The organism is Marinobacter salexigens, from assembly GCF_002806945.1.
Lineage (GTDB): Bacteria > Pseudomonadota > Gammaproteobacteria > Pseudomonadales > Oleiphilaceae > Marinobacter > Marinobacter salexigens.
Genome location: NZ_NIHC01000007.1, coordinates 20,338 through 39,068 on the forward strand (window position 1 = coordinate 20,338; position 18,731 = coordinate 39,068).

The following is an 18,731-nucleotide window of genomic DNA, read 5'->3' on the forward strand; positions in this document are numbered from 1 at the left end:
AAATTGAAAAACAAAAAAGCCAGCCGAAGCTGGCTTTTTCTACTACTCAACCGAGATCAGGCTTTCTGACGACGGCGAGCTGCGCCAAGGCTTGCAAGGCCGAGGCCGAGAAGGGCCAGAGTACCTGGCTCAGGTACTGGAATTGCTGATTCTATGAATATAACTAAATCGTTAAAGTCATGGTCGGAGCCCTCAGCGAGTGTGTCTTCCCATGCTAGCAGCCAGCCACCTTCCGTCCAGGTTGTTACGCCGCCAAATCCCGGAAGATCAATTTTGTCTCCCTGGCCTTGGTAGGCAACCATGTGCTGCTGATCTTCCAGAGTACTTGTCGGGTTCAAGTAATTCTGGGAGTAAATTTTGGTGCCGTCCACGTCGATAAAGAAACCGAATGTGGTGCTGCTGAAGGTGATGCCGGTGAAGGTATCAAAGGATGAGTAAACATCACCGTTTGCATCCAGACCAAATGTTGCCCCTGAACCGGCAGAAGCCGAAGCACCATCAAAAATGGTGTATGTGTTACCTACATTGTTCGGATCATAGATGCCAAAGCTGGTATCGCCGGAGAAATCGGCGATTGAGGCGATATAGCGAATCGGAGACATGCTAGAGTCGCTATTGATCCAAAGGTCAGAGGGTGTTGCTTGGTGCTTGTTTACGTCCAGGCTGGTTGTGTATCCCGGTGCGATCACATCCTGTTCGATGATGTCTTGCAGTGATCTTTCGGGCCCGTCAACATTCACAGGCACGGCTTGCGCGTTAAAGGCAAAGCTAGCCAGCGCTATTGATGCAGCAATTAATTTAATCTTCATCTTTGTTCTCCGGTTGACTACTTCGAATTCCGTTTGCTTGCAACCAGGCTGTCTCATTTTTGCGACTCGAGATCCTTGGCTTTCCGTCCCACCCTCTCGAATGGTTTGGCAAACGACCGGGACTGCCGATCTTGCGGGTTATTATATGCAGTTAGTGTGCCAGGACTGTAACATGCTGATTTGCATGGTAAGGGTGAGGGTGTTTTGAGGTGTTCTGTAAAGGAAGTTGACACCTTTATGAAAAAAGGCCTGAAGTCTTTACACCTCAGGCCTTTGTCTGTAAAACTCGCTCGGTTTGGCGTTGGCTTTCTTTACAGTGCCTTTTTCACCGTCTCCAGATGCTCTGCTATTTCTTCATTATTTGGCGCAAGAGCAAGAGCCTTCTCTATAACTGTTTTCGCCTCTGCATGCTCGCCGTTGAGGTGGAGGATCCAGCCATAGGTATCCAGTACAGCAGCACTATTTGGTGCCAGTTTGCTGGCACGTTGTGATAATTCCAAAGCGCGGGCTGAGTTGTCTTTGCGGGTCAGCCAGGCCAAATTGTTCAGTGCGCCAACATTGTTGGGCTGCTGTTTAACAACTATGTCATAGTGGCTTGCCGCTTCCGCATCCTTGCCATCGGTCATTAGCCATTCTGCTCTTGCCAGGTGTGCTGCAAGGTTATTCGGGGTTTGGTTAATCCATTCTTCTGTCAGGCTTCCCAAGGAACCCGGAGCTTCCTGCCTTGCTAGCACAAGCAAAGACGACATCAGTTGTACGTTTTTTGTGGACTGCCATTTCTCCAGAAGGTAGTTGTAGGCTTCTTTTGTGCCTTTCTGTTGGGTTAGCAGTTTTGTCCGGGACATGATGGTTGCTGTGGCTTCGCCATGATTCTCTTCAACGGCATCCAGCGCCAGGAACGCTTCTTCCAATTGCCCTTCTGCCTGTGCGATAGCAACCGGTACTAATGCAAATACCAGGTTTTTCGGCTCAAGAGCGATGGCTTCGGCGGCTTTTGCGCGAGCAACGCTCCACTCTTTGTTATTCACAGCCATCTGGGCTTCTGCGAGCAAAAGCCGGCCATAGGCACGTTTGATAACGGGTGATTCTGAGTCTTGCCACTGTGTGAGCAACGATCTGGCCTCTGCCAGTTCGCTCTGTGTTATCGCAATCAATGCACGGAGCGCATCGGTGTTCTGCTTTAATTCAGGGTGTTTGTCAGCAATTTCGCTAAGCCAGGTCTTTGCTTCAGCTATATTGTGATCCTGCATATAGATCTGCCCAGCTTGTTGCAAAGGGCGGATGACATCTGGCGTGATGGTGGCGGCGGCTACCAACAAGTCAATGGCGCGCTCTCGCTGACCTGTCTGCGCATAGAGGCTGGCAAGCGCGACTTTTGGAGCTCGCAGGTCCGGTTTTTCTTTAACAAGTTTCTCTAGCCGTGTTGTTGCTTTATCCGGGTTCCCAAGCTGCGTATCTGCAAGGCTTGCCAGCAAGACAGCTTGGGGCTGGTCACCGTATCCATTGATCAGGGAGTCGCGAATCTCGCCGGCTTCCTTGTTCTCACCCTGCTGAATCAGAAGGTTCAAATAGGTGCTGGTAGTAGCCCAGTCGGCTGGGTTGACAGTGAAGGCCATCCGCAGCTGGCCGAGAGCCTGTTCTGGCTGATCGCTTTGCAGGTAGTATCTCGCCAATGCCAGCCTGAGGCGCACTCGCTCGGGTTCATTGCTGATGGCTTTGCTGAGGCTGGCAAGGCCATCCTTTTCTCGGTCTGGAAGGCTGAGTGCAAGGATGCCGTGCATCGCCAGAAGCTCGTTATCGTTAGGGCGGGCTTCTATGGCTCGATCCAGGGTTTTCAGTGCAGCTTCTCGTTCGCCAGTATCAATTTGAGCCATTGTGGCAGCTCTTATGAACTGGGTGGGTGTTGTTTCCGGGTCGAGGTTTTCAGTAAGTAACTGAGCGCCTTCATCCAGCTCACCAGTGCCTGCGGAGATTGCACCCAGTAGCATGGCTGCTTGCTCATTTTCCGGGTCCAGCTTCAGGGTGTCGCGCAGGATGGTTTTTGCATTTTCGAAATCGCCTTCTTTCAACGCAGCGATGACAGCTTCACCTTGCTCACGAGCTGAAGTGTCCCGGTTTTCCGCCAGTATCCGGCTATATATCTGGGCTTCGGTTATCTTGCCTTGTTCTGTAAGCACTCGGGCGAGCGTGGACAGAACCATGCGTCGTATGGGCAGGAAAAGATCGGAAGTAGGAAGTTCGCCCACAGCATCTGTCAGGGTAGCTGAGGCCTCTTCCAGCTGATTTTGCCGATATTGAGCAACGCCTTTCCAGTAGAGAACTTCCGGTGCCTGCTGATTTGCAGCGAGCCATGTGTCGGCAGTTTGTATGGCTTGTGCATTTCTGTCGAGGTTCAGCTGGGTTTGCAGAAGGCCGGTAATCGCCTCTGTATTGGAAGAATTACTGGTGGAGAGGCTTTCATAAAGTGCCAAGGCCTCTGCTCGCTCACCGGATTTACGCAGTGCTTCTGCGCGGATCAGTGACGCTTCCAGTTGCTCTTCCGGAGTCTTTGGTGTTTGTAGGGCGAGTGTTTCCGTTGCCGAGAGGTGCTTGCCCTGTTCTACATAGGCGCGTGCCAGGGTAAGCGCCACGGCTTCAGGTTGCTCGTTCACCCAGGGTTCGAGTAGTTCCGTGGCTTGTTTGGATGCGCCTACCTGCAGGTACAGTTCTGCCAGATGCTTGACGTGCTCCACGTTATTCGGATCTTTCTGGATGGCATTCCTGACTTCAAGCAGGGCTGAGCGGTATTGGCCTTGCGCGGAGTAGGTTTCGGCACGGGTGATGTGTGAAAGCGCCTCCGAGGTGTCTGGGCCACCGTTGCAACCTGTGAGCAGCGGAAAGGCAAGAATCAGGCTGCTTGCCAGAATCAGCCCGGGAAGTGTCTTCTTTTTTGTATGGCTTGTGATCATTTAGAACTGCTCCTTGCACTGTACGCTGCCATCGCGAGCCCGGGTACTGATTCAAGCTTCGGGGGCTGCCGCTGATGTGTCGATTTTGTATTTATCGGTCAGGTTGTAGAGGGTGGGGCGGGTAACGCCCAATAACCGGGAGGCCTGAGTCATGTTGAAGTCGCTGGACTGAAGCGCTTGCAGGATGGCTTTGCTTTCGGCTTGCTCCCGGACCTGTCGAAGGTTGAGGTGGCTTACGCCGGCTGGCTCGCACCCGGGCAGCTCAAGGTCTTCGCTGGTTATCCGTTTGCCGTCTGCCATGATGGTGGCGCGTTTCACTTTGTTGATCATTTCTCGCACGTTGCCGGGCCAGGAGTAGCTGTTAATGGCATTCACGGCATCTTCGGAAAAAGTAAGGTTGTGCCTGTCCATCTGTTTGCCAAGTGTTTTCAGCAACGATTGTGCAATAACCAGGGCGTCGCCCTCCCGCTCTCGTACCGCGGGAACGTCGAGGGTGATTTCGCTGATTCGGTAGTACAAATCCTCACGAAAACTGCCGTTTTCAATAAGTTGGGCAAGCTTTTGGTGTGTGGCGCACACTACCCGCACATCCACGGGAATGGGCTTCACTGAGCCAACTCTGTCCACAACCCGCTCCTGCAGGAAGCGCAAGAGTTTCGCTTGCAGTGCCATTGGCATGTCGCCAATTTCATCCAGGAAGAGGGTGCCGCCGTTGGCGCTTTCAATTTTGCCTTTTTTGGCTTGTGTGGCGCCGGTAAATGCGCCTTTTTCAAAGCCGAAGAGTTCGCTTTCCAGAAGGTTTTCGGGGATAGCGGCACAGTTGATAGCTGCAAACACACCGCTGGCTCGGGAGCTGAGGTCGTGTATCGCCCGGGCGAGCACTTCTTTGCCTGTGCCGGTTTCACCGATGATGAGGGTTGTTACATCCGTAGGTGCCACTTTTTCGAGAGTGCGGCACACCGTCATCATTTGTGGGCTTGCTGCGATGATGCCTTTGATGTTGGTGCCATTGTTCGCGTGTGCGAGATCGTTGTTTTCCCGCTCCAGTTCGGCAAGGCGGAAGGCTCTGTTAACCACAAACGTGAGAATATCGGCATCCAGAGGTTTCTGATAGAAGTCGGATGCACCCATGCCTATGGCCTTTACGGCGTTTTCTTTGTCTTCCCGACCGGTTACTACAATCACCTTGGTTAAGGGTGCAAGGCGGAGAATTTCTTCCAGGAGTGCAAAGCCTTCGGTTGCTCCGCCGGGATCTGGTGGGAGCCCGAGGTCCAGCGTTACCACATCGGGTTCTTCGCGACGGAGCGCAGCAAGTGCGGCTTCTCTGTCTGAAGCAACCGTTACCTCCAGGTCATCACTGAAACACCAGCGCATCTGGCTTTGAAGTCCTGGATCGTCCTCTACAATTAGCAGTCGTCTAGTCACAACGGTAACAATTCCTTTGTTTGATATTCCAATACATCTGATTCTTAACTGAACATTGACACTTTGCAATAACCGATTGAGTTCTTATAGCTGTTCGTCAATTAATTGGCGACCTCTTTGGGGCTCGGTGCGTCAGAAAACAAACCGTCATCAACGGGTTTCTGGCTGGGGGGCTGCTGTTCTGCCAAGGGTATACGAATAGAAAAACAGGATCCTATGCCTGGCTCGCTTGTGGCATCAATGGTGCCCCCAAGTTTCTGGATGTATTCGCGAGCCTGGTAGGCGCCAATGCCCATGCCCGTGAGGCCTTTTGTGCTTTCAAAAGGTTTGAATAACTGGTCGCTGATGAAGTCGTCTGTCATGCCGCAGCCGGAATCCTGAATAAACAGTACAACATTGCCTTTGGCAATTTTGAGTGACAGGGAAATGTCTCCATCCGGAGGTGTTGCATCTTGTGCATTCTGGATCAGGTGGCCAAGAACGCTCCGAAGTTGTTCTGCATCTGCGTTGATGATGATTTCAGGTGGATTGCCCTGGAGTCTGGGGATAGGGTGCTGCCGGCTGTAGTGTTCCAGTAGGTCGCTTACCAAAGCACTCAAGTCCAGAGAAACAGAATCTTCATTGTCGTTTTCGGAGGGTTTGCGAATGTGGTCCACAAGGTTCGACATTTTGCGCACTGCGTGGTCTGTGGTTTTGATCATGTCGTCAATAAACGCCGGGTTGTTCCGGTGCTTTTGGGCGTTGTTCACCAGCAAGGACAATTGCGCAATCACTGTTTTCAGGTCGTGTACCATGAAGGCGGATGCTTTGCTGACGGCCTCAAACTGCATAGCACGAGACAAGCGGTTTTGGGCATCGGCCTGTGCTAACAGGTTGCAGGTTTGCCGGGCAACAACTTTGATCAGGTCGAAGTTCTCCCAGTTGAGGTCTACCCGTGCGTAAGGGTTGCCAATCATGGCTATGCCGTAAAGTTCGTTACCCAGGTACAGAGGGATGATCAGCCAGGCATCTGGGATTTTGGCGATGGCATCGGGAATTTCCAGCAAATCGTAGATGATTGGGTCGGCCCTGTATTCTTCGAGATTGACAATCCACTCTTTCTCGTTGAATAAGCGTACTAATTCCGCATCTTCATCAATAACAGTGTATCTGGGGGTGGCCAGGTTGGCAGACTCCTTGAGGGTGTAGCATCCTTGCTCGCTTTTTAGCCAGATGGCACCGGCATTGCTTTCTACCAGGCCGGCCAGGATGCGGATTACGCGCTGTGCAAGAGGTGGCTCATCACCGAGGTATGCCAGCTCTTTTGTGAGCTTCAGCCATTCATCCCGGTAGTCGTATTTGTAGTCGAAGAAGTTCTGGCTGATCAGCACCATGAGCTTTGCGCGAATGCGCCGGGAGAGAACCAGGGTTGCCAGAAATACCAGGGCAACGGCGGATAAGAGTACTTGTAAAGCCTCGCCCCAGTTGCCACCAAGCATGCGCACGTAGTAACCGCTCACAGAAAGAAGTAGCAGATAGGCTCCGGCCATTATCAGTGTGCTGGCATGGAATACCGCTGAGCGGGACAGCTGGAAATCAATGGGTTGTTTGCGTGTATTGATAACGTTGATGGCAAACAGTGGCACCAAGGCGGCGTTAACAAAGCCCCGTGCGTTCCAGAATGAATCTGCAATTGAACCGAACAGTAATGCGTCGGCATACATCAGGAAATCGAAAATAAAAATTGAAGCTGTGCCTATGCACAGGTATTTCATGCTGGAACGGCCATAGGGCGGTGCGTTACGCCAGATTTGCTCTACCAGAGAAATGCCGAGAAGTGACAGCGCAATTTGGCCAATCAGCTTGGTTTTACCACCCACCAGGGCAATGTCGAAAATGAATTCCAGGCTGCCAAGAACAAGCAGTGTGATGAGGAGAACCGTTGTGGCGCCGCCCAGAAACTTTTTGAGTTGGCCGTTCAGGCGCCCATGGCGGAACGTATCTCGCAGCATGGCAAACAGCAGGAGAATCCAGGAGGTGTCGCGGAGCAGTTCGAGCAGATAGCGAATAAAAAAGCCCGGGTATCCCCAGAGGCTCTGGGTGACCAGGGAGGATGCCCACAGCGTGGTGACCAAGGCGGCCAGAAACAAGGCCCGGTCTATATCACGCCGCAGGTAACGAGTACCCACAAGCACCGAAAGTATTGCGAATACCACTGCTGCTGCGCCGTGGCTTATCACACTCAGATCTGGAAGCATGTAATCTGCCTATTCCGTGGATAGGTACAGTTTGCGGTGAGTAGCTATTCTGTGCAACTCCGGATAGAACTGGAAACGGTTCACAGGCGTTTTTTGTTATCCCTGTAATATCGGAAAATTTCTTTCAACGGCCGCTTTGGTGTAAAACCAAACTCTTTTTCAAAGGCCCTGCCGTCAATAACCACCGGGTATTTGAAAAAATCCATCAGGTAAGCAGGAAAGCGCTCCATCCCCAGGGTGCGCAGTATTACTCGTGGCAGAACGGGGGGGATAGACGGTATGGGTATCCGTATGCAGCCGCAGAGTTCCAGTGCTCGCTGGTAAGCGACCCAGTCGTTTGGGGCCACGTTGAATATTCCCCGTGTTGGCTTGTTACTGGCCAGCACTATGGCGTCTGCCATGTCATCTATGTGAATGAATTGCATCATCGGGGAGAATCCGGCCATTACCGGTGCCAAAGGGCTGGCTAATAATTTGCCCATGGTGTTGCGCACGCTGGGGCCCACGATGTTGCAGGGGCGCAGTACGCTGATGTTCAGATTGGGGTAGCGCCACAAATAGATGCTTGCCAGGTTTTCCAGTTCCACCGAATCAATCAGATCGGCGCTCAGGCCGGCGCTTTTGAGAGGGGCAGATTCATCAATCAGGGATGGGTTGTAGGCCATGGCGCCATAAACGTGGTAAGTGGAAAGCACAACAACCCGGCGTATGCCGTATTTGTGGCTGAGGTCCAGCAGCTTTTGCGTACCCAGTACGTTGGCATTGTAGCGGCGCATGCGTGAGAGTTGGCTGGACCGGATGCGGCCCATGTGGATAACGCTGTCAAACTGGTAGCGGCGAAACAGATCTTCGAACCTGCGCTTGTTGAAGTCGATGCAGTAGCTGGGGATGTCATCGCCAAGATCTACCTGTATGCGAGCGTCTACCGCGACCAGGTTGCAGGATTCCCGCAGCCGCGCAATCACCTGCTGGGCGAGGGCGCCGGCGGCGCCGGTAATCAGAATGCTGGGCTTGGCTTGTGGGTTTGCGGAAGCCGTCATCAGAACAACCTTTTTCTTTCGTTCAAGCCTTTATCAATAAGGCGATTGATTTCAGTTTTTACCTGTTCAACGCGCTTGTTCATCTCCGACTCGGTAAGGTCTTTGCCTTCAAAATACATGGGTGGGCCGAAATTAAGATGCACTTTGGCGGGCAATACCACTGGTAGTGCAACCGGCGCATAGGGTACGCCCAGGGCTTTGGCCAGGGGTTTGATGTTGGCGATGGCCGGTATGGTTTCTTCACAGCCCACTACGCCAACGGGCACGACCGCTGCCTTGTATTTCATGGCCAGGTGCATGAACCCATGGCCAAAGCGCTGGAGTTTGTATCGATCCCGGTAAAGTTTGCCGGAGCCGCGCACCCCTTCCGGAAACACAATGACGGCTTCGTTGTTGGCGAGCATTCTGGCGCAATTCACCGGGTCGCCCAGTACGGCGCCCACTTCATTCAGCAGGTTTCCGAGCCAGGGCACCGTTGGAAAAAAGCGCTCAATCATGGCACGGGGAATGCGTGGGTTTTTCTTGCGGGATGCCAGCGCGTAACCCACGAGAATGCCATCTATGGGGAGTTGGCCGCTGTGGTTTCCTACAATCAGAACCGGTCCTTCAGCGGGGATGTGGTCAACGCCTTGGGCTTCCGTGCGGAAGTACTTTTCATAAATTGGTTTTACAAGGGAGAACCCGTATTTGACCGTATCGTTGTTATAGCCCCAGGGGTCGTATCCCAGTGTGCCGATGGGCTTTCGTATGCTGTCGATGTGTTCGTTCAGTTCTGGTGATACCAGACGGGATTTCAAAAAGGATACCAGGCCCATGCACATTCCCTTTTTTTAAAATTATTCTGCAGTAGCTATCGTTAGCCTCTGTCCTTTGCCCAATCATGCACGCCCGATGAGAACTCCGAGTGTGTGACTCTGGCCCTCATTAAGCACGCGATAATCGCTGGCTGCATTGGCGGTTTCGACACACAGCATTGACTTCCAGGCAGAGGCCGGAAAATCGGTCAGTTTTGCGGCTTTTTCAGGGCCCGGGTTCCACACCACAGTGGAGTCGCTTCCGACTGCCGTTAGCTTTCGTTTTGCCTCTGGGGTTACCACGGTTAACGTTTCCCCGTATTCGTAGATGCGGTCGGTTTCGCCTTCAAAATAAACCGGGCCATCCTGTTTGAGGTATTCCCAGCCTTTCAAGGTATCAATGTAGTGGCTGTGGCCTAAGCCAAGAACCCTTGAGTTGATGATGTCGCTGGTTGGCAGGTAAGTATGCAGTGCCTGGCTGTAGGCGAGGGGGGCGCTGCCCAGATTGGTGGTGGTGAGTGCCAGTCGGCAGCCTTGTACAGAAAAGTTGAACGTGAGCAGGGCCAGAGCGTGGCCGTTCCATACGGCTTCAAAATCCTTGTTCGCTTCCAGAGAGAGGGATATTTCCACTTCATGGGCGCTTTCGTTGACGGCTTCCAGCTTCCAAAGAGCTGTGCGGGCGAATCCGTGTGCGCTTTCGGTTTTTACACGTTTGCGCACTTCTGGCGCATTGCGGGCCGGGTCGCCGAACCATGGCCAGCATATGGGAATGCCACCGCGTATTGCCCGGCCGGGTTCGCATCGAGCTGTCGGGCTCAGCCATAGCCAGTCTTGTTCGTTCTTTGGCGCAAATTGGGTGAGCTGCGCGCCTTGCAAGAATAGCGTTGCTTGAAACAGGGGGTGGTGAACCTCCAGTGCTTCCAGTTGGCCGATAGTCTTCCACCGGATAAAGGACCATTGCCCCGGGGTGAGGGATAAGGGGGGCTTATTACTGCTTTCAGACATAAGGCTGTATTCCGAGCTTAAGGGCATCTGCTTACTCAGAGAGTAAATCAAAACGGTGTGGTGGGCGAATCCTTGCCAAACGATAGCCATCCTGGCCTCAAGCCCGGACTTGCGGGCCAAACAAGGAATCTCATTGGATAAGTTGTAGTCCGCAAACCCTTTTGTTAATATTCGCGCCGCTTTCAGGGAGTTTGTCCTGAAACGCCGTTATGGTGGCTCCATTGGTGCCTCCGCAACATGAAACCGTGAACCCGGTCAGGCCCGGAAGGGAGCAGCCGCAGCGGTGGAATTGTGTGCCGGAGTGTCGCTGGTGGGGCCACCCCCAGTTTTGTCTTTAGCCTTTCTTTAGAATTCCCCCTGTAAGCTTTTAATCCTGCGCCTTATAACTTCTTATAAATCCGTGTCCATGCTAAAGTTGCAGGCGTTTTTCTCAGCATTTGGCGGAACATGAGCTATCAGGTACTTGCCCGTAAATGGCGCCCTCGCACCTTTGAAGATATGGTGGGCCAGGAACACGTTCTCCAGGCGTTAATTCACGCTTTGGAAAATCAGCGCCTGCACCATGCTTATCTGTTTACCGGCACCCGTGGCGTTGGTAAGACGACTATTGGACGTTTGCTGGCCCGCTGCCTTAACTGCGAAACCGGCATTACACCTCGCCCTTGTGGCACCTGTTCCAGTTGTGTGGAAATTCAGGAAGGCCGGTTTGTTGATCTGATTGAAATTGATGCCGCATCCCGTACCGGTGTTGATGATATGCGGGAGCTGACGGATAACGTTCAGTATGCACCCAGCCGTGGCCGCTACAAGGTGTACCTCATCGACGAGGTGCACATGCTCACCAATCAGTCGTTCAACGCATTCCTCAAAACCCTTGAGGAGCCGCCGGAGCATGTGAAGTTCCTGCTGGCGACCACCGATCCCCAGAAACTGCCGGTAACCGTTCTCTCACGCTGCTTGCAATTCAACCTCAAGCGCATGACGCCAGAGCATATTGCCGGGCACCTCACGAACGTTCTTACCGCTGAAAACATTCCCTTTGAAGAACCTGCGCTCTGGCTGCTGGCACGTGCTGCCGACGGCAGTATGCGGGATGCGCTGAGCCTTACGGATCAAGCGATTGCCTTTGGTAATCAGAAGCTTTCTGCCAGCGATGTCAGCAGCATGCTGGGCACCATTGATCAGCGGGATATTGAGCGGATTGTTAATGCCTTGGTAGAGCGGGATGGTCCGGCCTTGCTGGCGGAAATCAGCCGTATTTCAGACTTCGCGCCGGATTACAGCATTATTCTTGCGGACCTTCTCTCATTGTTCCACCGAGTGACCATGGAACAAGTGGTTCCGGGAAGCGCCGACAATGCTCTGGGAGATGCTGCGCAAGTGCAGTCGCTGGCCCGTAAACTCAGTGCAGAAGACGCCCAGTTGTTTTATCAGGCTGCTCTGATCGGCCGAAAAGATCTGGCAATTACGCCCGATGCCCGCATGGGTTTCGAGATGACACTGCTCCGTATGCTGGCCTTCCGCCCCGGCTCTGATCGTCGCGCGCCGCCGCCGGCCGCAAGCAATGCGGGCTCTGCCGCTGAGGGGGGAGCCAGGGACGAACCTGAGCCTGCGCCCGCGGCACCTGCGCCAACATCAATTGAACAACCAGCGCCGGAGGCCGGTAAGCAGGATGAGGTTCCCTGGATTGCTGAGGCTGAATCTAAGCCTGAGCCGGCCGACGCTGTTGAACCTGTTCCTGAGCCCGAAATGGCAGCGCCTGAACCAGCGCCAGCTCAGGAAGAGGAGCCACATGGCTACGCCGAAGCGCCCACCGATGATGCGTGGCTGGCCAGCCTTGATGCTCAAGCGGAATCACAGGTAGGTTATCCCGAGCCTGCAGCGGATGCTGCCACCAGCTCAGATCCCGGAGTAGCACCGGAAGCAGAGGCAGCTCCACAGCCAGAGATAGCTGCTGAGCCAGCGCCAACCGAAACTCCCACAGCGCCCGTTCAAAATGCCCCAGCGCCAGTTGCAGACGGGGAGTTTGTCTGGGAGCGGGATTTTCGCAGCCTCGGCATTGTGGGAATGCCGGGCAACCTGGCGAGCAATGGTGCTATGTCTCGCAGTGGCGATACCATCACGCTGTTGATTGATGCTGGCCACGCCCGTTTGCTCAACGCCCGGCATGAAGAAAAAATTCTGGCTGCCTTGAGAAATCACTTTGGCGACGCCATTCAGTTAAAAATAGAGCAGGGCGACCCTGGCCCGAATACGCCGGCGGCTTATGAGGAGCGCCAGCGCGTGCTGCGCCAAAGCGCTGCAGTGGAATCCATTCGTAATGACCCGCTGGTGCAGTCCATTGTGGAACGGTTTGAGGCGCGGGTAGTCGAAGAGAGTATTAGACCGACAAAAGACAGGTCAACAGAGACAAGCAGGAGATAGAACATGCTGAACGATATGGGCGGCCTGATGAAAAAGGCCCAGAAGATGCAAGAAGAAATGCAGAAGGCTCAGGAAGAGGCTGCCAAAGCGGAAATCACCGGTGAATCCGGCGCAGGCCTGGTAAAAGTCACCATGAATGGCCGACATGATGTGCGCAAGGTGGAAATCGACCCTTCCCTGATGTCGGAAGAAAAAGACATTCTGGAAGACTTGCTGGCCGCAGCTGTGAATGATGCCGTGCGCAGGGTTGAGGCCAACCAGAAGGATGCCATGTCGGGCATGATGTCTGGCATGGGTATGCCTCCCGGCTTCAAGATGCCGTTTTAAAAGGCTTTGTTCTGAACTGAAGTTTGAGGATGTTTCATGGCGTTCAGCCCGATGGTTGATGAACTTGTCGAATCCCTCCGGTGTTTGCCCGGTGTTGGCCAGAAGACGGCACAACGTATGGCCTTCCACTTGCTGGAACGCGCCCGCTCCGGTGGCACCCGGCTTTCCGATGCGTTGAGCAATGCCATGGAGGGTGTCCGCCGCTGCGAAAGCTGCCAGAACTTCTCCGATACTGAAGTCTGTGGGATTTGTGAAAACCCGGTGCGTAGCAATGGCACACTCTGCGTGGTGGAAAGCCCCTCGGATTTGTTGGCCATTGAGCAGGCAGGGGATTACAAAGGCAGTTATTTTGTTCTGATGGGCCATTTGTCGCCCATAGACGGTGTTGGCCCGGATGAAATCGGCATTGAGCGGCTTTTGCGCCGGGTTCGCTCGGAAGGCGTTACTGAGCTTATTCTTGCCACCAACCCTACGGTGGAAGGTGAAGCAACCGCCCACTACATTTCAGATCGACTCGACGGGGCCAATATCCTCATCACGCGCCTTGCCCATGGCATACCAGTGGGTGGCGAACTTGGTTACGTTGACGGTTTTACTCTCACACATGCGTTTCGCGGCAGAAAACCCCTGCTGGACTGATTCTGCACAGATGCCTGTATGGCGCTTTTTGGCTGGCCTTTTTTATGACACTTCCTGTAACCGCTATTGAGGTTCCTCCGGCACCTGAAACCATTGACTGGATTTCACAACCGGACGAGTTAGACCAATGGCTGGATAGCACACCGGGGGCACCTCTTGTTCTCGATACAGAGTTTGAGAGGGTAAGTACCTTTTATCCCATCCCCGGGTTGGTTCAGCTTGGCCTTGGTGAGAGCTTTTGCCTGGTTGATCCAGATGTGGCGGAGCGGTCTGTGCGGTTTCGGGAGGTTCTGGCTGATCCAGGGGTAACTAAACTGCTCTATGCCATGAGTGAAGATCTCGAGCTCTTTCGCGACTGGCTTGGCATAAACCCTAAGGGTGTTGTGGATCTGCAGATTGGCGCGGCGATGGCCGGAGCCGGTTTTTCGCTGGGATACGCGCGCTTGGTTGAGACTCTGTTTGGCGAGGCCCTGGACAAATCCGTTACCCGCTCTGACTGGATTTCCCGTCCCTTGAGTGAGGCCCAGCAGCGCTACGCCATAGAAGACATACGCTTTCTTGAACCCATGTACAAATGGGTGTCAGCCCAACTGAAGGAGCGTGGGCTTGAGGCGGCCCTTGTGGAAGAGTCCGCGCGCTTTGCCAACGAACTCGCCGGGCAGGATGACCCCCACCATCATTACCTGCGCCTGCGCGGTGGTTGGGCGCTGACGGCTCAACAACAGTTTGTGCTCAAAGAGTTGGTGATTTGGCGAGAGTTGGAAAGCAGGGAGCGCGATCGACCGCGGGGCAGGGTGTTGGCAGATCCTCTTCTGATTGCGATTGCCGAACGAATGCCCGCTACGATTAATGAAATTTCGGATATTCAGGGGGTACCGGGAGGCGTGGTTCGGCGTTACGGCGAAGCCTTGCTCAAGATTGTTGAAAGCGGTCATGATGCGGATACTTCCGGGCTGGAACCTATCGCGCCCCCCTTAACCAGAGATCAGCAGGAATATTTTAAAGGTCTTAAACGATTTTTCAGAAGTGCAGCAGAAGCTGCTGATATTCCAATTGAATTGCTTGCGCCAAGAAAGCGGCTTGAGAAAGTGGTTCAGGAAAAGCACCTGGCTGGAAATCCGTTTTTCCATGGTTGGCGCACGGAGATTCTTGCACCGGTAATGAACGATATCGAGGAATACCTTCAATCATGAAAGACCGCGAGTTTGTGTCTGTTTTCCGGAGTAGCAAGAAAAGCGATACCTATATTTTCGTTCGTCGTGGGCAGGATTGGGAGGCGTTGCCGGAGAGCCTGAGGTCTATTTTTGGCGCCCCGGTGCACTCGATGGATCTGATTATGACACCAGAGCGCAAACTCGCCAGAACAAGTGGTGAGCAGGTTCTTAAAGCCATCGAAGAAAAAGACTTCTTTTTACAGATGCCCGAAGAGCAGGATGCTTACGTTGTGGATTTCCGCAAAAAGCCGGGAATGAAGCCTTCATGATTGCGCAAATCCCATTTTGGCAGCGCAAGCGCCTGCACGAGATGACACAGCAGGAATGGGAATCCCTGTGCGACGGTTGTGGAAAATGCTGCCTGAACAAGCTTGAAGATGAGGATACCGGTGAGGTTTACCACACCGATCTGGTTTGTCGCTATATGAATGAAGATACGTGTCAGTGCACGGTTTACGCCGACCGGCTTGAAAAGGTGCCGGGCTGCACAGTGCTGACACCAGACAGTGTGAGCGATTACCATTGGCTGCCCCACACCTGTGCTTACCGCACTCTGGCAGAAGGCCGGCCCCTTGCTGATTGGCACCCATTGCGCAGTGGCAACCCGGATTCGGTGCACGAAGCCGGAGTTTCCATACGCCACAAGGTGATACGAGAAGACAAAGTGGCAGAAGAAAACTGGGAAGAACACATCATTCACTGGATTCTGTAATGATCGATATTGACGCACAAACTGCATACGCCATTTTCTGGGGCGCTTATCTAGTAGCTTTCATTGTGTTTTTTTACATGATGAAAAAGCTGTTCCGCTTTTTGCCGCTGTATGGTTTTCGCACACTGCTGCTTGCGGCACTGGCGGCTGTGCTGCTCACGCCCGTAGAGTCCCCTGAGTTAGCGGGCTGGTGGATACCCGCCTGGCTTTTCGGTGGCTACGAATTCATCTTGGGTGATGCAGACAGCGCTGGACGGGCGTGGCTCAACCTGGGTATCGGCGGGCTGGTAATGTTACTTGTCTGGATTCTCGATTTGGTTCGTTACCGTTTAACCCGGCGTTGAGAAGCCCCTACTATGTCCCCGAGAGCTATCATGGCAAGACTCCTTACGCTGTTTATCTTCACTGTGCTATGGATACCCACAACGTTGTGGGCGCAAGAAGGCACAACGCTGACTCTTCCGGAGCGCCCGGATGTCCGGATTATTGTGGACATTTCAGGCTCAATGAAGGAAACCGATCCCAACAACCTGCGCCAGCCTGCTGTGCGGTTGCTGGCTCGGGTGATACCGGAAGGCAGTACCGCAGGCGTGTGGACTTTTGGCCAGTACGTGAACATGCTGGTTCCCCACGGAGAAGTTGTCGAGTCCTGGCGGCAAACGGCTCTGGATCGTTCACAGCAAATAAATTCTGTTGCTTTGCGCACCAACCTCGGAAAAGCCATTGAAGTCGCCAGCGACGACTATGTAACCGGCGGCACACTTGAAAATACCCACTTCATTTTGCTGACAGACGGCAAGGTGGATATCTCGGACAGCGCGGATGTGAACCGGGCTGAGGAGACACGTATTCTGGGCAAGCTGGTGGACGGTTTGGTGGCTAAAGGGGCGACCTTCCATCCGGTTGCCCTTTCCCGGCAGGCAGATGCGGGTTTCCTGAAAACTCTTGCTGAGAAATCAAAGGGCAGTTTCCATCTTGCCGAAACTGCGGACTCCCTTAACCTGGCGTTTCTGGATGCTCTGAATACTGCCGCACCCCAGGAGCAAATCCCCATTGAAGGCAATGCCTTCGTTGTGGATTCGGGGGTAAAGGAGTTTACCGCACTGATTTTCACCGGGCAGAATCAAACGAGTGAGGCTGCTGAGCCCGCAGTGCTGGAGTTGGTCCGGCCCGATGGCGAAGTGCTTAAGCAGGCCGAGCAGCCCGATAACGTTCGATGGGCTTCAGAAGTGGCTTATAACCTGGTGACGATTACCGATCCCCAGGCCGGGGAGTGGCGCGTAACAGGTGAGCTGGGTGAGGGCAGCCGTGTGACCGTTGTCAGCGACCTGAGAATGATTGTTGCACCCATACCCGCAACGTTCACAAGCAAATCTCCGGTAGATGTACGGGTGGCGTTTTTTGAGAAGGAAGAAAAGGTAATCAACCCTGAGTTTCTCGACGTAATAAGTGTGACCCTTGGTTTGACCGCTGCCGATGGCCGCAGCGGAAGCAAAACGCTCTCGCCCGGAGAGCCACCAGAAGATGGAGAGTACACGGATTCCATCAGCGTACTGCCGACTCCGGGGCTCTACCGCATAGACATAGTTGCCGACGGCAAAACCTTTGCGCGCAAGTTTTCCGCCACAACAGAGTTTATGGTGCCCGTGGGTATGGTGGAGTCAACCATAGAAGCACCCATTGATATTAGTATGGCTGAGACTGCTGAGCCCGCCCCGGAGCCAGAAATGCCGGTTGAAACCAAGCCTGAGGGTGAGCCAGAGCCGGCTGATGAACCAGAGCCTGTAGCTGAAGCGGCAGAACCAGACCAGGATGTTCTGGATGAGCCTCAACAGGAAACAGCCCCGGAAGAATCGTCAGAACTGCCAGTTCCCCTTTGGATGATGGGTGCCGGAGCAGGCGCACTGTTGGTATTCGCCCTGTTGATACTTCTGGTTATACGAAAGCGGCGCAGTGCTTCTGATGCCGGCGACGCGGTGGATGAAGAGGCCGAAAGCCTGGATGATCTGAAGCAGGAGATGGAAAGTTTTGAGGCAGAAACGCCGGTCGTCATGCCAGAGCCAGAGCCAGAACCTGAAGCAGTGGCTGTACCTGTAGTTGAACCGGAGCAAGAGGATATTCCCATTGCCCAAGCTGTGGTGGAGCCGGAAGAGGCCATTCCCGAGCTGACAGAACCTGCGGAAGACGACGGTGAAGAAGAGTTCGCTTTGGATGACTTCGATCTGTCCGAATTTGACGATTTACCCGATTTCGATGATCTGGATGAAAAACCAGATGATGAACAGAAAAAGTAACCAATAGGAATTTTACCCATGAAGTTTACCGGTACCGAGAATTATGTAGCCACCGATGACCTGCAAATGGCCGTAAACGCGGCCATTACGCTGCAACGCCCGCTGTTGATCAAAGGCGAGCCTGGCACCGGCAAAACCCTGCTGGCTGAAGAAATGGCCAGTGCGCTCGGTATGAAACTGATTCCCTGGCACATCAAATCCACTACCAAGGCTCAGCAGGGCCTGTATGAGTACGATGCGGTATCCCGCTTGCGGGATTCCCAGCTGGGTGATGAGAAAGTAAAAGACATCAGCAACTATATCGTAAAGGGCAAGCTCTGGGAGGCATTTGAAGCTGAAGAGCAGGTTGTGCTGCTGATTGATGAGATCGATAAAGCGGATATCGAGTTTCCTAACGACCTGTTGCTGGAACTGGATCGGATGGAGTTCTTTGTATATGAAACCCAGCAGTTCGTAAAAGCCAATAAGCGGCCGATCATAGTGATCACCAGCAACAACGAAAAGGAACTGCCAGACGCCTTTCTGCGCCGTTGCTTCTTCCACTACATCAGCTTCCCGGATCACGACACCATGAAGAGCATCGTGGATGTGCACTTCCCGGGTATTCAGCAGCAGGTGGTGAAAGATGCACTGGAAGTGTTCTTTGATGTGCGCAAGGTGCCCGGCCTGAAGAAAAAGCCATCCACCTCTGAGCTGATCGACTGGTTAAAACTGCTGATGGCAGATGAACTGACCGCTAAAATGCTTCAGGATAAAGACAGCAGTTCGGCATTGCCGCCGCTGTACGGTGCTTTGGTGAAAAACGAGCAAGACGTACACCTGTTGCAGAAACTGGCGTTTATGGCCCGCCGTCGCGGCTGAAA

16 protein-coding genes, 1 other RNA gene and 1 riboswitch are annotated in these 18,731 nt (G+C 53.6%); of the genes, 10 read left to right on the top strand and 7 right to left on the bottom strand.

The window, feature by feature from the left end; translation table 11 throughout:
- Window positions 1-56: 56 nt before the first annotated feature.
- The 7 genes from CDH47_RS13890 to CDH47_RS13920 form a co-directional block, all read right to left on the bottom strand.
- Window positions 57-809, bottom strand: a complete 753-nt coding sequence (locus CDH47_RS13890) for a DUF4114 domain-containing protein (RefSeq protein ID WP_100640509.1) — start codon at window positions 807-809, stop codon at window positions 57-59.
- Window positions 810-844: 35 nt separating this feature from the next.
- Window positions 845-929: riboswitch (cyclic di-GMP riboswitch) on the bottom strand.
- Between the two features lie 191 nt (window positions 930-1,120).
- Entirely contained in the window at window positions 1,121-3,757 is a 2,637-nt protein-coding gene (locus tag CDH47_RS13895) for a tetratricopeptide repeat protein (RefSeq protein WP_100640510.1), read from the bottom strand.
- A gap of 51 nt (window positions 3,758-3,808) precedes the next feature.
- Window positions 3,809-5,182, bottom strand: coding sequence for a PEP-CTERM-box response regulator transcription factor (prsR, locus tag CDH47_RS13900; protein ID WP_100640511.1), 1,374 nt, complete (start codon window positions 5,180-5,182; stop codon window positions 3,809-3,811).
- Window positions 5,183-5,283: 101 nt separating this feature from the next.
- Window positions 5,284-7,419, bottom strand: a complete 2,136-nt coding sequence (gene prsK / locus CDH47_RS13905) for an XrtA/PEP-CTERM system histidine kinase PrsK (RefSeq protein ID WP_100640512.1) — start codon at window positions 7,417-7,419, stop codon at window positions 5,284-5,286.
- Between the two features lie 80 nt (window positions 7,420-7,499).
- On the bottom strand, window positions 7,500-8,459 hold the full coding sequence (locus CDH47_RS13910; RefSeq protein WP_100640513.1) for an SDR family oxidoreductase: 960 nt from the start codon (window positions 8,457-8,459) through the stop codon (window positions 7,500-7,502).
- Entirely contained in the window at window positions 8,459-9,274 is an 816-nt protein-coding gene (locus tag CDH47_RS13915; protein ID WP_100640514.1) for a lysophospholipid acyltransferase family protein, read from the bottom strand. Before CDH47_RS13915 ends, CDH47_RS13910 begins: the two co-directional genes overlap by 1 nt.
- 63 nt (window positions 9,275-9,337) lie before the next feature.
- Entirely contained in the window at window positions 9,338-10,258 is a 921-nt protein-coding gene (locus CDH47_RS13920; RefSeq protein WP_100640723.1) for a D-hexose-6-phosphate mutarotase, read from the bottom strand.
- 219 nt (window positions 10,259-10,477) lie between these two features.
- Here CDH47_RS13920 and ffs point away from each other — a divergent pair.
- The 10 genes from ffs (at window position 10,478) to CDH47_RS13970 (ending at window position 18,729) form a co-directional block, all read left to right on the top strand.
- Window positions 10,478-10,574: signal recognition particle sRNA small type (gene ffs / locus CDH47_RS13925), an RNA gene on the top strand.
- A gap of 131 nt (window positions 10,575-10,705) precedes the next feature.
- Window positions 10,706-12,682 (top strand): DNA polymerase III subunit gamma/tau, encoded by a 1,977-nt coding sequence (gene dnaX, locus CDH47_RS13930; protein WP_100640515.1) that lies wholly within the window; start codon window positions 10,706-10,708, stop codon window positions 12,680-12,682.
- Between the two features lie 3 nt (window positions 12,683-12,685).
- The gene (locus CDH47_RS13935) at window positions 12,686-13,009 is read left to right on the top strand and encodes a YbaB/EbfC family nucleoid-associated protein (RefSeq protein WP_100640516.1); all 324 of its coding nucleotides are present in this window, start codon (window positions 12,686-12,688) and stop codon (window positions 13,007-13,009) included.
- A 36-nt stretch (window positions 13,010-13,045) separates the two neighbouring features.
- On the top strand, window positions 13,046-13,648 hold the full coding sequence (gene recR / locus CDH47_RS13940) for a recombination mediator RecR (RefSeq protein WP_100640517.1): 603 nt from the start codon (window positions 13,046-13,048) through the stop codon (window positions 13,646-13,648).
- Between the two features lie 44 nt (window positions 13,649-13,692).
- On the top strand, window positions 13,693-14,841 hold the full coding sequence (locus CDH47_RS13945; protein ID WP_100640518.1) for a ribonuclease D: 1,149 nt from the start codon (window positions 13,693-13,695) through the stop codon (window positions 14,839-14,841).
- The gene (locus CDH47_RS13950) at window positions 14,838-15,131 is read left to right on the top strand and encodes a YcgL domain-containing protein (RefSeq protein WP_100640519.1); all 294 of its coding nucleotides are present in this window, start codon (window positions 14,838-14,840) and stop codon (window positions 15,129-15,131) included. Before CDH47_RS13945 ends, CDH47_RS13950 begins: the two co-directional genes overlap by 4 nt.
- On the top strand, window positions 15,128-15,574 hold the full coding sequence (locus CDH47_RS13955; protein ID WP_100640520.1) for a YcgN family cysteine cluster protein: 447 nt from the start codon (window positions 15,128-15,130) through the stop codon (window positions 15,572-15,574). Before CDH47_RS13950 ends, CDH47_RS13955 begins: the two co-directional genes overlap by 4 nt.
- A complete protein-coding gene (locus CDH47_RS13960; protein ID WP_100640521.1) occupies window positions 15,574-15,918 on the top strand; it encodes a hypothetical protein in 345 nt (114 codons plus the stop codon). The genes CDH47_RS13955 and CDH47_RS13960 overlap by 1 nt, the downstream gene beginning before the upstream one ends.
- Before the next feature lie 30 nt (window positions 15,919-15,948).
- On the top strand, window positions 15,949-17,868 hold the full coding sequence (locus CDH47_RS13965; RefSeq protein ID WP_239985798.1) for a VWA domain-containing protein: 1,920 nt from the start codon (window positions 15,949-15,951) through the stop codon (window positions 17,866-17,868).
- An 18-nt stretch (window positions 17,869-17,886) separates the two neighbouring features.
- The gene (locus CDH47_RS13970; protein WP_100640523.1) at window positions 17,887-18,729 is read left to right on the top strand and encodes an AAA family ATPase; all 843 of its coding nucleotides are present in this window, start codon (window positions 17,887-17,889) and stop codon (window positions 18,727-18,729) included.
- Window positions 18,730-18,731: the final 2 nt, after the last annotated feature.

Excerpts from the sequence above, each read along its gene's own strand:
- CDH47_RS13935 (WP_100640516.1), top strand. The coding sequence starts at position 12,686 with ATGCTGAACGATATGGGCGGCCTGATGAAAAAGGCCCAGAAGATGCAA.
- CDH47_RS13895 (WP_100640510.1), bottom strand. The coding sequence starts at position 3,757 with ATGATCACAAGCCATACAAAAAAGAAGACACTTCCCGGGCTGATTCTG.
- prsK (WP_100640512.1), bottom strand. The coding sequence starts at position 7,419 with ATGCTTCCAGATCTGAGTGTGATAAGCCACGGCGCAGCAGCAGTGGTA.
- CDH47_RS13950 (WP_100640519.1), top strand. The coding sequence starts at position 14,838 with ATGAAAGACCGCGAGTTTGTGTCTGTTTTCCGGAGTAGCAAGAAAAGC.
- CDH47_RS13970 (WP_100640523.1), top strand. The coding sequence starts at position 17,887 with ATGAAGTTTACCGGTACCGAGAATTATGTAGCCACCGATGACCTGCAA.
- CDH47_RS13945 (WP_100640518.1), top strand. The coding sequence starts at position 13,693 with ATGACACTTCCTGTAACCGCTATTGAGGTTCCTCCGGCACCTGAAACC.
- recR (WP_100640517.1), top strand. The coding sequence starts at position 13,046 with ATGGCGTTCAGCCCGATGGTTGATGAACTTGTCGAATCCCTCCGGTGT.
- CDH47_RS13890 (WP_100640509.1), bottom strand. The coding sequence starts at position 809 with ATGAAGATTAAATTAATTGCTGCATCAATAGCGCTGGCTAGCTTTGCC.
- CDH47_RS13910 (WP_100640513.1), bottom strand. The coding sequence starts at position 8,459 with ATGACGGCTTCCGCAAACCCACAAGCCAAGCCCAGCATTCTGATTACC.
- CDH47_RS13955 (WP_100640520.1), top strand. The coding sequence starts at position 15,128 with ATGATTGCGCAAATCCCATTTTGGCAGCGCAAGCGCCTGCACGAGATG.
- dnaX (WP_100640515.1), top strand. The coding sequence starts at position 10,706 with ATGAGCTATCAGGTACTTGCCCGTAAATGGCGCCCTCGCACCTTTGAA.
- CDH47_RS13960 (WP_100640521.1), top strand. The coding sequence starts at position 15,574 with ATGATCGATATTGACGCACAAACTGCATACGCCATTTTCTGGGGCGCT.
- CDH47_RS13915 (WP_100640514.1), bottom strand. The coding sequence starts at position 9,274 with ATGGGCCTGGTATCCTTTTTGAAATCCCGTCTGGTATCACCAGAACTG.
- CDH47_RS13965 (WP_239985798.1), top strand. The coding sequence starts at position 15,949 with ATGGCAAGACTCCTTACGCTGTTTATCTTCACTGTGCTATGGATACCC.
- CDH47_RS13920 (WP_100640723.1), bottom strand. The coding sequence starts at position 10,258 with ATGTCTGAAAGCAGTAATAAGCCCCCCTTATCCCTCACCCCGGGGCAA.